General features: G+C 49.8%; 14 protein-coding genes and 1 tRNA gene. 6 read left to right on the top strand and 9 right to left on the bottom strand.

All coding sequences use genetic code 11. The features are described from left to right. Positions 1 to 147: 147 nt before the first annotated feature. From H6624_08595 to H6624_08630, 8 genes are read right to left on the bottom strand one after another with little or no spacing between them, the layout of a single operon-like run. The gene (locus H6624_08595; GenBank protein ID MCB9084391.1) at positions 148 to 2427 is read right to left on the bottom strand and encodes a transglycosylase SLT domain-containing protein; all 2280 of its coding nucleotides are present in this window, start codon (positions 2425 to 2427) and stop codon (positions 148 to 150) included. Further along, positions 2417 to 4321 (bottom strand): protein BatD, encoded by a 1905-nt coding sequence (locus H6624_08600; protein MCB9084392.1) that lies wholly within the window; start codon positions 4319 to 4321, stop codon positions 2417 to 2419. Before H6624_08600 ends, H6624_08595 begins: the two co-directional genes overlap by 11 nt. Then, positions 4305 to 4970 carry a tetratricopeptide repeat protein gene (locus H6624_08605; protein MCB9084393.1) on the bottom strand — a complete coding sequence of 222 codons (666 nt, stop codon included), beginning with the start codon at positions 4968 to 4970 and terminating at the stop codon, positions 4305 to 4307. The genes H6624_08600 and H6624_08605 overlap by 17 nt, the downstream gene beginning before the upstream one ends. A gap of 26 nt (positions 4971 to 4996) precedes the next feature. Next, complete coding sequence (locus H6624_08610; GenBank protein ID MCB9084394.1) at positions 4997 to 6067, bottom strand: VWA domain-containing protein; 1071 nt, start codon at positions 6065 to 6067, stop codon at positions 4997 to 4999. Then, complete coding sequence (locus H6624_08615; GenBank protein MCB9084395.1) at positions 6064 to 7068, bottom strand: VWA domain-containing protein; 1005 nt, start codon at positions 7066 to 7068, stop codon at positions 6064 to 6066. Before H6624_08615 ends, H6624_08610 begins: the two co-directional genes overlap by 4 nt. Beyond that, entirely contained in the window at positions 7065 to 8045 is a 981-nt protein-coding gene (locus H6624_08620) for a hypothetical protein (protein ID MCB9084396.1), read from the bottom strand. The genes H6624_08615 and H6624_08620 overlap by 4 nt, the downstream gene beginning before the upstream one ends. Beyond that, complete coding sequence (locus tag H6624_08625; GenBank protein ID MCB9084397.1) at positions 8042 to 8917, bottom strand: DUF58 domain-containing protein; 876 nt, start codon at positions 8915 to 8917, stop codon at positions 8042 to 8044. Before H6624_08625 ends, H6624_08620 begins: the two co-directional genes overlap by 4 nt. A 1-nt stretch (position 8918) precedes the next feature. Next, positions 8919 to 9908 carry a MoxR family ATPase gene (locus tag H6624_08630; GenBank protein MCB9084398.1) on the bottom strand — a complete coding sequence of 330 codons (990 nt, stop codon included), beginning with the start codon at positions 9906 to 9908 and terminating at the stop codon, positions 8919 to 8921. Positions 9909 to 10112: 204 nt separating this feature from the next. Here H6624_08630 and H6624_08635 point away from each other — a divergent pair, with 204 nt between their 5' ends. The 4 genes from H6624_08635 to spoVG all read left to right on the top strand — a co-directional run bounded on the left by H6624_08635 (position 10113) and on the right by spoVG (position 13351). Then, positions 10113 to 10955 carry a M48 family metalloprotease gene (locus H6624_08635; GenBank protein ID MCB9084399.1) on the top strand — a complete coding sequence of 281 codons (843 nt, stop codon included), beginning with the start codon at positions 10113 to 10115 and terminating at the stop codon, positions 10953 to 10955. Positions 10956 to 10972: 17 nt separating this feature from the next. Further along, on the top strand, positions 10973 to 11248 hold the full coding sequence (locus H6624_08640; GenBank protein ID MCB9084400.1) for a DUF1844 domain-containing protein: 276 nt from the start codon (positions 10973 to 10975) through the stop codon (positions 11246 to 11248). Between the two features lie 139 nt (positions 11249 to 11387). Continuing rightward, positions 11388 to 12848, top strand: coding sequence for a Do family serine endopeptidase (locus tag H6624_08645; protein MCB9084401.1), 1461 nt, complete (start codon positions 11388 to 11390; stop codon positions 12846 to 12848). A 206-nt stretch (positions 12849 to 13054) separates the two neighbouring features. Next, positions 13055 to 13351 carry a septation regulator SpoVG gene (gene spoVG / locus H6624_08650; protein MCB9084402.1) on the top strand — a complete coding sequence of 99 codons (297 nt, stop codon included), beginning with the start codon at positions 13055 to 13057 and terminating at the stop codon, positions 13349 to 13351. Between the two features lie 269 nt (positions 13352 to 13620). Here spoVG and H6624_08655 read toward each other — a convergent pair. Next, positions 13621 to 13695: transfer RNA gene (locus tag H6624_08655), tRNA-Gln, on the bottom strand. A 206-nt stretch (positions 13696 to 13901) separates the two neighbouring features. Between H6624_08655 and H6624_08660 the strand changes: the two genes are divergently transcribed. After that, on the top strand, positions 13902 to 15374 hold the full coding sequence (locus H6624_08660; protein MCB9084403.1) for a DEAD/DEAH box helicase: 1473 nt from the start codon (positions 13902 to 13904) through the stop codon (positions 15372 to 15374). 83 nt (positions 15375 to 15457) lie between these two features. Then, on the top strand, positions 15458 to 15928 hold the full coding sequence (locus tag H6624_08665; protein ID MCB9084404.1) for a hypothetical protein: 471 nt from the start codon (positions 15458 to 15460) through the stop codon (positions 15926 to 15928). The last annotated feature ends 10 nt before the right edge of the window (positions 15929 to 15938 follow it).

Below are 15938 nucleotides of genomic sequence, written 5' to 3' on the forward strand. Positions count from 1 at the left end.
CAAGCCTTTAACTCTAATTTAACCCACTCCCTATCATGCCGCAACAGTGCACATCGCCATAAGTCATTGCAGTGAAAGAAGAAGGACGTAGGTCAAGGCTGATTAAAACTTAAGCACAGGTCAAAACTCTACTTTTGTAGGAAGTGATCATTCGGCGGCATTACGCCAGAGAGGATTTCCCAGTTCGACTTTGCCACTTTCTAGGGTCTGATAAATGAGATAGTTCCTCATGACTGCTTTTACGTAATAACTGGTTTCAACCCAAGGCAACTCGTCGATCCATAGACCATCAAATGGGTCATCGGAGCCGGTTTCTGAGAGTTTGTTCAAGTCCTCACGGTTGGACAGCCATTTCCGCAAGCGTCCAATCCCCAGATTGTAGGCTGCCAAGGCGAGGGGCACATGTTTGTCAAAAGCACGAACCATGCGCTTCAGGTAGCTGGTGCCAAAATAAATATTCAACTCAGGGCTAAACAGGTCTTCAGGCAACTTCATCCTCTTTTTCCACTTTAAGTACTGTGCCGAATCCCGAGCGGTGATCGGCACAATTTGCATGAGCCCTGCCGCCTGAGCAGGACTCAAGGCCTTTGGCCTGAAAGAACTTTCCTGCTTAATCAGGGCCAACACCAAGTTGGCATCCAACTTCTCTTTGTCTGCATTCTTCTTGATCAGGCCGACAAATTCCCGTGGATAGGAGATGGGATAGATGGCGGGACGCTGAGTCTCAGTGTCCTGATCCCAGGCCTCATTGACCAGGGCGATTGCTTTAAAGTGGTCAAAGGCCAGTCCATAGAGCCGGGCGTAAACCACCTTTTCCTCAGCTGTTTGCGGCGGAGGCAACTGAGACACTTCCGCCTGCGCCTCATCCAGCCATCCGGCCTTAAGAAAAATCTGTAGCCTTTCCCACGCCAGACTTTCGCTTTCGGTAAGCCACAGGTCCACCTTAATGGGACCCTTACTATCCTTAGGAAACTCCAGCTGACCTCCATTCTGTTCGGCCCTTGCCCGCAAACCATAGTAGGTCAAGGGATAGCGCTCGATCAGCTTTACCCCTTCTTCCTTTGCTCTTTCCACGCTTGTCTTTTCAAGCCCTCGCCACATCCAATAGCGGGATTGAAGCTCCCACTTGGATCCTTGCGGAAGTGCCAATAGCCTTTCGAAAGCGGCCACTCCTGCCGAATACTTCTGCTGCCTCAAATAAACCATACCGAGGCGGAACAAACCCTCCGCGGCCTCTTCGGTTCCCCCATGCTGTTGGACGAGTTTTTCAAAATGCTTTCCCGCCCTTTTGTAGTCACCGAGATAAACCGCTGACTGCCCTGCGGTTAACAAAGGGTTTGCCGCGTCCCGACCTTTCTGTTGTGAAAAGGCAGCTTCAGCCAACTGCAGACTTTCCAAATAATAACCAGAGTAAAAAAGCCGCCTCGCCCACTCGCCTTGACGGCCAGGGGCCACCTTGAGCATGGGATCCATAACTCTTTCTTTAAGCAATCGATACTTTGAATCACTCTTGGAAAGTAAATTGGAAAGAATCTCAAACACGCGATCACTGGCCCAATCTGACCTCCGACCACCGGGGAACTCCTCCATCAACTTCACTGAATCTTCGACCGCCGCCACCAAATCTCCAGCCCCCAAAGCAGTCTTGATTCGTTCATAGAGCTCGTTTTCTTCTCCGGAAGCCTCTAGGACATCGGCTGGTGAAACCTCGACTGTGGGCTCCGGAGGACCAGGTTTCCCTTTGGCAAGTGAGGCCTTCAGGGAGTCCAAACGCTTTTGCACTGAACTCAAGGGATCAACATCAAAACTGCGAGTGTAATAGTCCAGCGCCAGGGAAAGATTTTGCTGTATAAAGGCTAACTCTCCTGCGTATCTATAGAGTTCCCCCACCTGGGACTTGTTGAGCCATCCCTTGATTTTATTGAGGCGATCAATCGTCTTCCAGGCTTGGCGCCGATTAGCTTTTAGCTCCTTCTTGAGTAGGTTCATCAGCGCCTCAACGTAGGCTTCCCGCAAAGATGGGACCTGCGGACCATGTAATAGCCAACTGGAATTACTGTCCACCTTTGCCAAAGCTTGAACCAAAGTCAGATAACGCCTCTCTTTACCCTTGGCCACCATCACCGCACATCGCAATTCCGTCACCACCAGCCAAGGACGAAAACTCTTGGCCTGCCTATTGAGGGCCGCAACTGTATCAAGACATTTTTTCCCGGCCTCCTTTTCTTCCTCTTCCTTAAGTTGCCGCAGAAGGCGAACGACCTTAGTCGACTTTTTAGACAAGGGCGCCTTATCGTAAATCCATCGTGAAGTGGGAAGATCCAAGTCGCTCGTTAAGGTCAGGGGCCGCAAATTGGACTGACCCTGGGCAATTCCCTCGAAAACCAAAGCGGCCAGTAGGGCTAACAAACACAGCCTAAGCCTCACTCCGCCCCCCCGAGTTCTCCAAATCCTCACTTGATGCCACACTTAGGCTCAGGATGTGTTCCACAATCTTGGTGGTGTTAGATGCAACTTTCTGCAGACTCTTTTTCTCTTTTAGTTCACCAATCATTTCCTCCGGGGCAAATCCCAGAGCCTCAAGGGACGCCATGAGTTTGCGCACGGGCTCTTCCATTTCTCGGCGAACGCTCGGTGGTGCTTGAAGGAGAAGTTTTTCCAGTTCCCCCCCCCCTCCTCCCTGCTCGGAGACTTCTCCTAAAATGAAGTAAATTAAATTAGTCCCTTCCACGCCAACAGCTCTCCACTCTCCCTTGTCTGCCATCTTGTGAATGCGATCGGAACGAAGCTTAATGATTCGGGCAATGTCCTTGCCTTTCTGAAAGAGTCCAAATTGCAAGGCCGCCCACCAAAATAGTAACAGAAAAACTCCCAAATACACGACTGGCCAAAACGCAACCTGAGGAATCGGCAGTCGCCAACTTGAGGCTTCCCATCCCAGAGCCAGATCTGGGAGAGCATCGGCTTTTTGTTTTGCAACCACCTGTCCCTCGACACTTAACGGAGTGGAGCTAATTGCCTGTTGGCCGGTAGCAGGAGTTACCGTCAAAGTCATTTCCGTCGTTTGCTTGCTATAAAACTTAGCTGATTTTGGGTCGAATAGACTCACGCTCATAGAAGGTATCTTGATTTCACCTGCCTCTCGAGGAATCAATAGAACTTCAAACTCCTTATAGCTCTGTCCATTCTTGAAGAACTTTGATTCCTTCTTGGTGTCGTAGATCTCAATCGACGGAGGCAGATCCAAAGGGGGAAGGTCTATGAGCTTGCCGTTCCCTCGTCCATCAAAGCGAACCTTAAGAGTGACCGGTTGGTTTACTGCGACGGAACTTTCTGACAGACTCGAAGACACACTAAACTGGCCAACTGCGCCACTGAAGTCAGCAGGCCTGTTCTCTTTGGGAATGGGTAGAACTTCAATAGAGACCGGTTTACTGGATTTAGTGTAAACATAAGGGCGGCCAAATCCAAAGGCCGAGTCAGTGATCACCGTACATTTTGCCTTATAGGAGTCAATTTTTGCCTTGCCAGGCTTGATGGGAAACAGGGCATAGGATGCCAAAAGAGCCTTACGATAGACAATTCCATTGATCACTTCCTGCTGAAAATCTAACCGAGTGGCAAGATCAATTTCCTCTTTCCAAAATCCATTCAGACTTGGGTATTTGAGGGTATCGATGTCACGAATGTGGCCGCGAGTATAGAGAAACCACGATGCCGTCACCTGCTCCCCAGCAAAGACCGTGGTCTTGTCCACATCAACCTGAAGAAAAAAGGACTCATTAGGGTTCGTCGGCTGAGCTTTAAATCCGGGATTATTGCGTCGCCTCAGGAGTTGAGAAAACAAATCATCCAGCTCCTCCAAGGGTTGGTTAGGGTTCCCCTGGGGCCTCTGGGCTCTCGGCAGTCCTGGAGTCGCCCCCGCCTTTTTGACAGTCACATCGATGGCTCTCGTATTGTAGGCCTGACCGTTGACCACCACCTCTACAGGATCGATGCGGAATTGGCCCGTTCGGTTGGGGGCCAGCATATAGTTGAAGGTTCTGGTCTGCTCAACATTGAACTTACCATTGGAAAAACTGCTTCTGGTCTCCGACGCCGACCACGAATTGATCAAATCCATATTTTTAAAAGAGGGCAATCTCGGGTCTTCCACCGTCACACTGGAACCACTAGTAACGGATACGGCCAGGATGAAGGTGTCGCCCTCCTCCATGACATTGCGGTCCACGGTGGCGACCACTTCCACTTCATTAGCCCGTCCAAGACTAGCGAATAACATGAAACCAAGGAGACCTATGAATTTACCAATCTTTCCCATGAGGCGCCTCCTTTCGACCTTGTTCATTTTCTTCCGCCCTAATCTTTTGCTCCTGATTCTTAATCTCTTCAAGAATCTTTCTCATATCCTCCTGCGACAATTCCTTGCTTTTGAAAGGCTGTGGCTGCCGCTTTTGGTCATAGGGCCCATCGCGATTCTGGTTCTTTTTATCTTCAGATTTGTTTTTTTCCTGATCCTCATTGTTTTGATTGCCCTTACCCTGTCCCTCACCTTCTCCGGACTGTCCCTGCCACAGGAGTTCAATGTTGGTCTTGGTCTCTTTAGAGTCGGGTCGCAAATCCAAGGCCGCCTGATAGTACTGAAGAGCGGTCTCAATCTGGCCTGCCTGGCTGGCTGCCACACCTCCATTAAAAAGGGAATAAAACTGAATCTCCGGATTACCCTCGGCAAGACGACTTGCCGTAGAAAATGACTTCAAGGCTTTCTCCGGCTCTTTGTTGGCTAAAAAGGCTATCCCCAAGTTCAAATGAATCACCGGATTAAAGGGGTCCTTCTCCAGAGCTTTCACCAGACTTCGATAACCAGAATAGGGATTTTCTGTTCCCAAATCGGCAACGCCCTGATTGTTATCCCTAATTGAGTCCGCACTAAATCCCATAGCCACAGGACTAATAATAAGTGAGCTCATGATGGCAACCGACAATGCCCGAATCACTATTCCTGCCCCACTTCGAATCGACCTCGCCACAGCCTGGCCTTCCGTTTACGCTCACCGATCAGCAATTCCAGAAAAGCAAACACCAGTCCCAGCAAAAGAAAGCCTTGGTACTTCTCATCGTAACTAGTGATGACTGCAGAATTGAACTGAGCCTGCTCCAGTTTGCGAATATCCTGATACAGACTTTCCGGCGCCGTACCGCCAAAAGTGGCATGATAGAAACTCCCCTTACCTTCGTTCACCAGTTCTTTGAGCACAGTTCCCTTGGTTTGGGTCATGATGACTTTGCCTTCCTCGTCCTTCTTGTAACCCCGTAAGTTTCCAAACTCATCGCGAACCGGAATTGGACCACCCTTCTCCGTTCCCACTCCAAGTGCAAATATCCTCACACCGTCCTTGGCTAGGTCGGCCGCCACTTTCATGGCTCCGGCTTCGTGATCCTCCCCATCGGACACAACAAGGATCGCCTTGGTCACAACTGCCTCTTCATCACCTTCCAAGCCTCCACGCTTAAAGGCCTGGGACGCTTCACGCAGAGCTTTGCCAAACTCAGTCCCCTGAGTCCCCACCGATTCCGGAGTGAGGGAGTCCACGTACATACGTATAGCCGACAGATCGGTTGTGACTGGTGAGAGAACTATGGCCGATCCTGCAAAGGCTATCAGCCCTACCCGATCACCAGATAATCGACTGAGAAAGCGACCCACCTCCTTCTTAGCCAACTCAAGACGGCTGGGTTTGATGTCTTCGGCCTCCATACTGTGAGACACATCAAAAAGAATAACAATTTCAATTCCCTCACTTTTAACCTTCTGCTGCGATTGACCCGCTTGCGGTCTAGCCAGAGCTAAAATAAAACAGCCAAGCGCCAAAACCTCCAAAACCAACTTCCATCGTCGACGTGGAATCGACACACTTGCACTCAAAAGAGGGGCCATTTTGGAACCCAATGCCGTGGCGATTCGACGGGCCTGATGGCGAAGGAGATAGATCGACAGAACGAATAACACTGGCAACAACCAAAGAAACTGAAGGGCGGCAACGTCCGCAAACCGATAAACTGTCATGGGCCCCTCCGAAGAACTGATCTTCCCAAAAAGGCTGAGAGTATCAGTGCCAGCAAACCCCACTGAAGATATGGGGGATAAAGCTCGGCATAACGAGTGTACTGGTTCACCTCAATCTTTGTCTTCTCCAAGCGGTCAATATCACGGAAGACATTTTCCAAGGCACGGCTGTCCACCGCTCGGTAGTATTTGCCCCCAGTCTCAGAAGCCATTCGGCCAAGCAATTCCTCGTTGATCTTGCTGTGAATGGGTCGGTAACGTTTTATTTTACCACCGCGACCGTTATCCAGATAGATCGGCAGCTGTGCCTGACCGTCTCTACCCATGCCAATGCTGTAGATTTTAACACTAAATCCCTTGGCAATCTCCAATGCAGTAATGGGGTCAATAGTGCCGCTGTTGTTTTCCCCGTCGGTAAGAAAAATCACCACCCGAGATTTAGCCGTCGACTCTTTGAGTCTCGCCACTGCATTTGCCAAAGCCACACCAATGGCCGTACCCATCTTAATGTTGCGCGAGGTCTGCACCGCAGCCAAATTGCTCAACAGAAGTGGATAATCCAGTGTCAAAGGGACGCGGGTGTAGGATTCGCCAGAAAAAACCACCAGGCCAATTCGGTCAGAGACCCTCCCTTGCACGAAGTTACGAATCACTTGTTTTGAGGACTCCAGTCGGTTTTCAGGCTTCATGTCCTCGATTAACATACTATCAGAAATGTCGAGGGAAACGACAATATCGATACCTTCGACGTTGCGTTTTATCTTGGTGTCTGCCCTTTGCGGACGAGCCAAAGCAACAATGACAAGTATGAGTCCCGCAACTTTAAGCAAGAATGGAATGACAACCAAACGCGACCTAATCGTTTGCCCCGCCTGTTTGAGAAGTGCCACTGAACTAAATTGAATAGATGGTCTCTGTTTGCGTCGGTTGGCCAACTTCCACAACAAGAGCCCAACAAACGGAATCAGTAGCCAAAATGCCCACAAGGAAGCCCAGGTCATTTTTGGCTCTCCTTATGGCTACGATCGACTAGGTCAGCCACCTGACGACTCATTTCTAAAAGTTGTTCTGCGTCCACCTTAGTCAACTTTTCCTTAGCACCTTGGGCCTTCTTGAACTCACGGAACAAATTGCTCATTCTACCAGCTGATTCAATGTGAACTTTGCGATGATGTTTTTTGATATCACCAATTATCTCCCGATCACTCCATTCCATAGCGGGAACCGTTAACTGCCTAACTAAAAATAGACGAAACAACTTTTCCATTTCGGATACAAAGGGACCTAGGTTTTCGGGCTTCTCAAGTCTACGATCTCGCAACAAGATTCTTATATCTTTGTTCAGCTGATTAAAGGGCGAGAGCGCGGTTGAATGAGCAGACAGGGACTCAACCAGTTTTTTGCGAGAAGAATAGCGACGGTACCTCCGCCAGAAAAAATATAACAGAACGAATATCGCAAGAGCCCAGGCTCCGTAGTACCACCAAGGGAAACTCAGTTTAAATGGGCCAAAGGGGGGGGAAGGCTGTGGCTGGCTCTGTCCTTCAACAATGCTAACCACCTTCCAGTCCAACTTCCCTACCCGAAAACCATTCGTCCCATCGGTGACTTTAAGATTCTCCACCGAGAACTCGCCCGGCTTGTATCCGGTCACCACGAATTGAGCCTGCTGGTGATCAACAATCATCACTTGTAGGGGATGAAGGGTAAACTCCTGCTCTTTTTGCGGGAAAAGGAATTTTAGCTTTGCGTCGTCCAATTTCTCGATGTGGGGTCCACTACAGGAAAGGAGGTATTTGTTGCCGACGGACCATGCGTCCAGCTTGGCAGCACCAGCTTGAGTGGCCTCCTGAAGGACACAATTCCACAGAGGCCAATCGTTCCCAATTGTTGACTCCGGACTGGTCGATTGCGCCGCCTGAGGCTGATCCAACTGAGACAAATTCACCTGAGGTTCATTCCCTTGAGGAGAGCTCAACGACGGCTCCTCCTCTTAAAAAATCCAATGAGTGGCTCGACGATGTCCTCACCTGCACTGATGTCAATACGGTCCACCCGGCTACGACGGAGAGCATTTTCCCGTTCTTCAAACTGTTTCTTGGAGACTTGTTCCAACATCCGACGAAACTGAGGAGATGAGGTGTCTACCGTAAAAATCTCTCCTGTCTCGGCATCATGGAAGTCCACCACCCCCATGGCGGGAATTTCCTGTTCAGCGGGATCCCCTACGACTACGGCAACTGTATCGTGTTTGCGACCCAACATACGCAAGGGTCCCTCATAACCCTCATCCATAAAATCGCTAAAGACAAAGATGTGTGAACGTTTCTTCAGCACCCCTTGTAGGTACTCCAACGCAGGCTTGATCTTAGTCCCATGCGATTTGGGCTTGAAGTAATAAAGATCGCGAATAATGCGATGAATCTGTCCGCGACCCTTTTTAGGTGGCACGTAATGTTCCACTTGGTCACTGAACAACAACAACCCAACAGGGTCTTTGTTTTTCGCAGCACTAAAACTCAGTAGGGCAGCCAAATGGGTAACGATCTCCCCCTTGCAGTACTCTTTTGTACCAAAGTCGCAGGAACCACTCACGTCCACAGCCAGCATCACGGTCATTTCCCGCTCTTCGTCAAACTTTTTGATGTGGGGCTTTCCTGTTCGCGCCGTCACTGGCCAGGCGATTGCCCGAATATCGTCACCGGGGACATACTCACGGAATTCCGAGAAGGTCATCCCTTGACCGCGAAAAGCTGAGTGATACTCACCGGCAAATAGGTTATTCACCAGTCGACGCGTACTGATTTCAAGCAACTTAACCTTTTTGAGAATCTCCGGTGGCAAACTCAAACTAAGGCACCTCGATGTGGCTGACCAACTCCTTAATCACCTCATCGGCACTGATTTCTTCAGCTTCAGCCTCGTATGTGAGGATCAGACGATGGCGCAAAACATTAAAGACAACAGCCTTGATGTCCTCCGCAGTGACGAACCCACGTCCGCGCAGAAAAGCGTGGGCCTTCCCTGACCGTGTCAGGTTGATGGTGGCACGAGGTGATCCGCCAACGGCCAAGAGGTTGGCGATGTGACCAAGTCCATACTCCGATGGTTTGCGCGTGGCCATGACCAAGTCCACAATATAGGCCTTGAGTTTGTCGTCGATGTAAATGGCATCGACTCTCTCTTTGGCCCGCATAAGGTCTTCACGGCTGATAACTGGTTCAACCTGCGGAGTGTGATCGGTTGCCATTCGTTCCAAGATTTCAGCTTCTTCTTCTTTTTTAGGGTAAGTAACAATCACCTTAAACATGAAACGATCCAACTGAGCTTCTGGCAAAGGATAGGTTCCCTCTTGCTCAAGAGGGTTCTGAGTGGCTAAAACCAAAAAAGGTTTTTCCAGAGGATAGGTTTCATCGCCAATCGTCACCTGCTTTTCCGCCATCGCCTCAAGCAAGGCACTTTGCACCTTGGCTGGAGCGCGGTTAATTTCGTCGGCCAAAACCACATTAGTAAAAATCGGGCCCTTCTTGGGAACAAACTCATTGGTCTTAATATTGAAGATCATGGTTCCTATCAGGTCCGTGGGCAGCAGATCCGGAGTAAACTGAATCCGCTGAAACTGCAGCGACGTGGCCCTACCGATCGATGAGATAACCAATGTCTTTGCCAATCCGGGCACACCTTCAAGCAACACATGGCCCCCGGTGAGAAGACCCATGATGATCGATTCCACCATTTCCTTTTGACCGACGATGACCTTTCCCACTTCGGTCATCACACGTTCCACGAATTTGCTCTCCTGTTTTATCGCTTCGTTTAGAGCAAGAATGTCTACCTGCACCACTTCCTCCTGTTGCTGTCTCTGACCCACGTTCAAATCAAAAAACTGAAAAATTACGAGGGTATGGGTCTGTTCATTGTCGCCGCTGATGGGCTAAGACACAATGATTTCTTGAAATGGATTTCCTCTTGCAAGATTCTTAGCCTGCTGCAAAATTTAGAGTCTGCATCAGGACAATAGGTTACCCTGCACCAAGGATGACAAATGAAAGGCTCAACCAAAACCTGGACTCTCCTGTCACTTCTCTCACTGACCATCATCATGATCAGCCACGGATGGGGCGGGAGGCAGGGACTTTTGTGGGGCGTGATTATTGCGCTCAGCATTAATTGCTTGATCTATTTTTATAATGACTTGCGGCTGGACGGCTTGTTTCCAGGACAACTTGTCGAGGGACAAAATCCCTGGGGACTATTGAAGACAGCCAAGCGCTTCGCAAGTAAGGCGCGCATCCCTGTACCCCGAATTGTCGTCCTTGACGTCCCTAGTCCTCAGGCTCTCGTCATGGGTCGAAATTGGAAATCTGCCAGCATTGTCTTAACAGAAGGACTCCTACGAACTCTCTCGGCCGAAGAACGGGAGGCCGTCATCGCCTATCAGATTTCCTGCATCAAAAAGCTGGATACTCTGGCCTTTTCAGTCGCCAGCGCCGTTACAGATTTCCTGTTTGCCATATCTCTTTCAGTGGACCTTGTTATTCGGGGAATTCTTGGTCCCAAGAAGGATCCCCACTCCCGTCAGAATCATTTATTCAGTCTGTTAATCGCTCCGCTTGCCAGTCTTCTTGTTCGCCTGGCGGTTGGCACAAGCCGCTATTTGGCCAACGACAGTTTAGCAGCCTCCTGGGTCGAAAACCCCAAGGCCTTGGCTCACGCTCTTTGGAAGCTGGAGTCTTATGCATCCACCAAACCCATGGAGATTCCAGCTGCCACGGCTCCACTATTCATTGTCAACCCCTTGACCGGTCACGGGTGGACTCGCTATTTTCACGTCCACCCAAGCGTTGAGAAGCGCATTCGCAATCTCATTGGCTACTACCCCATCTAAACCTGGAGGTCGAAATCATGACTAGTGAAAATACCACTCCTCAGGAAAACAAACTGGAGGCCAGCTTTTCCACATTGATTCTTTCAATTGCCTCTTCGGCGGCCATGAGCCTGGGGCTGGCGCCCAATCCCACCAACAATAAGACCGAGAAAAACTTGGAGATGGCTCGGTTTAATATTGATTTGTTGGTGGTCCTTCAGGACAAGACCAAGAACAATCTGGACAAGGATGAGGGTGCCTTCTTGGAATCCGTCATTCGCGATCTTCAGCTGAAATTTATTCAGCACCAGTAACCTGCTTTGTGCGGCACGTAAATCCTGTGTTTTCAGACATTTGGTCTGGGAAATTCCCGCCTTGACAAGATTGGCGTAGGACTCAAATTTGTTGCGTCGTCATTCGAGGGGCGACGAGGGTATTAAAACAGGAGATCAGATGAAACGTTCGAAAATTCACTTCATGTACATTGGTTTGATTGCTCTTGCTTTGTTTACTGGCGGATTACTCATACAACCGAAATCCTCGGTCGCAAGAGAAGTGCGCCCTCCCATAAAGGCGGGAGATCCCTTGCCGGCCAATTTGTTTGTCGAGCTGGCGAAACAAATCAACCCCACAGTCGTCAATATTTCAACCAGCCAACTTCCAACGCAAAGACGAGCCGTACCGGGATATCCTGATCCCTTCTTTGATCTGTTTCAAAATTTCATGGGACCCAACCCATTCTATTATCAACAACAACAGCCCATGCAGGCCTTGGGTACTGGATTTATTATTCGCGAAGATGGATTGATCCTGACAAACAACCACGTGGTTGACAAGGCGGATTTAATTCAGGTTCAGCTCAGTGAAAACAGCAAAGAAACTTATGAGGCCAAAATTATTGGCAAAGACGCCCGCACAGATATTGCCTTAATCAAAATCGAAGTGAAGAAGAAGCTGCCAGCAGCCCCGCTCGGTTCCAGCAAAGACCTGCAGGTCGGGGAATGGGTCGCGGCCTTTGGCAATCCCTATGGACATGGCCACACCATGACCAAGGGGATTATCTCGGCTCTTAACCGTGAAATAGATGAACTCAACCGCTTTCCCTTTCTCCAGACTGATGCCAGCATTAATCCCGGGAATTCAGGTGGTCCGCTGGTGAATTCACAAGGTTTGGTCATTGGTGTGAACAGTGCCATTGATGCCCGCGCCCAAGGAATTGGCTTTGCCATCCCAATTGATGATGTGAAGTCCATTCTCCCAACACTGGAAAAGAATGGCAGCATTCAGCGGGGCTTCCTTGGCGTTCTTATGCAGGACCTGGATCAGGAGTCCGCTCAGTCCCTGGGAATCGACCGCACAGAAGGGGCCCTAATTACCCAAATTGTCCCTGACAGCCCGGCGGAAAAGAGCGGCATGAAACCCTATGACCTGGTGATCCAGGTCGGGGAAAAGCCGATCACCAGCACTCGTGATCTTGCTCGTGAAATCCAAAACTACTCGCCTGGAAACAAAGTTCAGGTGAAAGTAGTCCGCAACAAAAAGGACACTACACTTGGCTTAGTTGTAGGCCGCCACCCCGATGATGTGAGCACCTCAGTCGCTGATAAGAAGGGTTACCAGGGTCAAAAGGCTCCTTTTGACTTGGGATTCAAAGTCAGTGACTACTCTAAAAAGCTCGCCAACGAATTCAACCTACCACCCCTGCGGGAACAACACCCGGTGGTGATTGACGTAGATAGAGGAAGTATCGCTTCCTGGGCTGGCCTCGCCCCTGGGGATATTGTTCTTGATGTGAACCGCAAAAGCGTGAGTCGAGCCAAAGATGTCCTCAAATATTTGCGCAAAGATGGCATGAATGTCCTTCGCGTCCTAAAGCAGAATCGGGTTGCCCTACTTTATCTGAAATCACGATAGATTGGTACGTTGCCAGTTTCATTCTCGATGCAAGACGGAGAGGTCTTCTCTCCGTCTCATGCTGATACAGAATCACCCTCAATTGGACCTTTGTCTTAAGTCCAAAGCCCGTAATGCCGTAAAATTAAATGGAGAGCTGTGAGCTGCGCTCCAATACATCAGAGCAAACACCCGCAGATAAGGGCATGCACCAAGGAGGCACACAAATGAAGATCACAGAGGTGAAGGTCTTCCCCGTCAACGAGGACCGTCTTAAAGCCTATGTAACCATCACAATTGATGAGTGCTTCGTCGTGCGGGATCTAAAAGTGATCAAAGGCAACGCCGGCCTGTTCGTGGCCATGCCCAGCAAGAAACGTAAAGACGGCCAGTTTAAAGATATCGCTCACCCTCTCAACCAGGAAACCCGGGACGAAATTGAAAAGGCGATTTTTGATGCCTTTGAAAAGGAGATCCGCTCCATGGGTCAATCCCTGGACGAGCTGGATCGTGACGACGATTGATCCCCAAGATCCTTTCTCATGCAGGTCCGTCCATTGACGGCCAGCCCTGACAAAGGCAAGCAGAGTCTTGGGAACTCGACCCAAAAAAATGAATGGATGGGGTGGCAGGGATCGAACCATGCAAGCGCGTTAAAATGCGAAGCATTTTAATGAGATGCATCCGGGAGTTGGCAAGGTGAGCCTGCGAACCAGACAACGGACCGGAAGAGTCGCAAGACTCTAGGTGAGAAAGACCGTGTCCGGAGAATATTCAACGCGCCAAGAATGAATGGATGGGGTGGCAGGGATCGAACCTGCGAATGACGGAATCAAAATCCGTTGCCTTACCGCTTGGCGACACCCCAATCGTCCGTCGAATCAATCGAGGCGCCTAAATTATCAATTTAAACGGAGAAATCAAGGTAAACTTGCCCTCTCCGGGCCCCCGGAGTGACAAGTATTGTCGTTGACTTATTGCATTATTTACGGCCTAATGGCCGGATCGTTCCAAGAGACCAGCCGAAGGTTGCTGCCTCTCTTTTGTGATTGATGCTCAAGAGAGAAGGCCCAAATGAATTCCTTTAGCGACATGAATCTCCCCGAGGAGCTTGAAAAAGCCCTTGAAAATCTGCAGTTTATCACGCCAACCAAGGTGCAAAAGGCAGTCATTCCTGCGGCCCTTAAGGGTCAGGACCTGATTGCCTGTGCAGAAACCGGTTCGGGCAAGACTGCGGCCTATGGAATTCCTATTGCAACTCGACTGTCCGAAGACACGACTTCCAGGGCCCTAATTCTTGCCCCGACTCGAGAGCTAGTGACCCAGATTAGTGACTTCCTCCGCCACCTCACACGCCCCTGCGGATTAACGGTTACAAGTATTGTGGGTGGGATGGACATCCGCAAACAACTCAAGGGTCTCAAGCGAAACCCCAGAGTTGTAGTCGCCACTCCTGGCCGACTGACAGACCATTTAAAAAGAGGATCACTGGAACTCAATGACCTTAAGTACCTGGTACTCGACGAGGGTGACCGGATGTTGGATATGGGCTTTGCTCCCCAGCTGGATGTCATCCTTCGTTACCTTCCTGACAAGAGGCAGACGATGCTGTTTTCGGCAACTCTTCCTCCTAAGGTCCGTAGTCTCGCGAACAAGTATTTGCAGAATCCGATCCAAATCAACGTTGGGCGAGTCTCCCTACCTGTGGCTTCGATCAAACAGAGTGCCGTGAAGGTTGCGGTTAAGGACAAAGACGACCGGATTTTGGATGAGTTAAACAGTCGCACGGGTTCGGTGATTGTTTTCTTGCGCACCAAGAGACGCACTGACTTCTTGGCCAAACACCTTAAGAGTTATGGCCACCAGGTGGACCTGATTCATGGTGGACGTACTCAAGGACAAAGAAACAAGGCCATCCAGAGTTTTCGCGAAGGTCGCAGTCGGATTCTGTGCGCAACTGATGTGGCAGCCCGAGGCATTGATATTCCCCAGGTTGAGCACGTTATTAATTTTGATTTGCCAATGATGGACGAAGACTATGTTCATCGCATTGGCCGCACCGCTCGCAATGGAGCCCAGGGTGAGGCGGTCAGCTTTGTCACTCCTGAAGACAACCGCACATGGATTGCCTTAGCCAAGAAATACCAAATCCAGGGAGTGAACCTGGCTGAGTTCGAATCTCCCAGAGCTGGCCACAAGAAAAAACCAACTGGAAAACCATCCCTCAAGGGGAAGAAGAAGTTCTCTGGAAAACCTTCCTTCAAGGCGAAGAAGGAGTCTTCTGAAAAACCTTCCTTCAAAGCGAAGAAGGAGTCTTCTGAAAAACCTTCCTTCAAAGCGAAGAAGGAGTCTTCTGAAAAACCTTCCTTTAAGGCGAAAGAGGAGTCTTCCGGAAAGCCTTCTTTTAAATCCAAGAAGAAGGCCTCCTTTAAAGCCAAAAAGAAGACTGGGTTCAAGCCAAAGAAGAAGGCCTCTAGGTCGAATAGACCAGTAAAATCAGACGGATATCGGCCCAAGTCGGGAAATAAAAACCGCGCTAGGGCATAATTACAATCCAGGGATTTGGTTTTTCATTTCCTCCCAAGTTCCTTATTCTCTGACCCGCGAATTCGAACTTCGGGGGGTAAAAGATGAGTCGAACGCTTTCTGTCCTATTGGGGGCATTTTCTTTCTTCGTAATCAATCAAGCCATTGCAGAAGCGCCTGCTAGTTGCCTGCAAAGAGCTTCGGACCAACAGCTCTTGGACGAAGTGGCCTACCGCATGGGAAGTGGTGGTGGCAACACCGGACCTGGAGCCCAAGTGCTGGCGACTTGCGACGGCTCTACCTATTTGCATGTCACCGTGACCAACCTGGACACGGGAACTGAAGACAAGAAGTCCTGGCATACAGGATCTTCGAGTCTTTGCGATGCCGCTATTCAATTGGTTCAGCGCAAGACAGGTGGCACAACGATTTTTCAGAATCTGATGATTGGCTTCTGCGATGGTTCCACCTATTTTCATCGCATCTTGCTCAAAGCCAATGGTGAAATCCAGGACATGGGTTCGCAACACATGGGCTCAAGATCCAACTGTGAAGCGGCAATGAACCAGCTTTAATTCGATTATT

The organism is Pseudobdellovibrionaceae bacterium (assembly GCA_020635075.1).
Lineage (GTDB): Bacteria > Bdellovibrionota > Bdellovibrionia > Bdellovibrionales > UBA1609 > JADZEO01.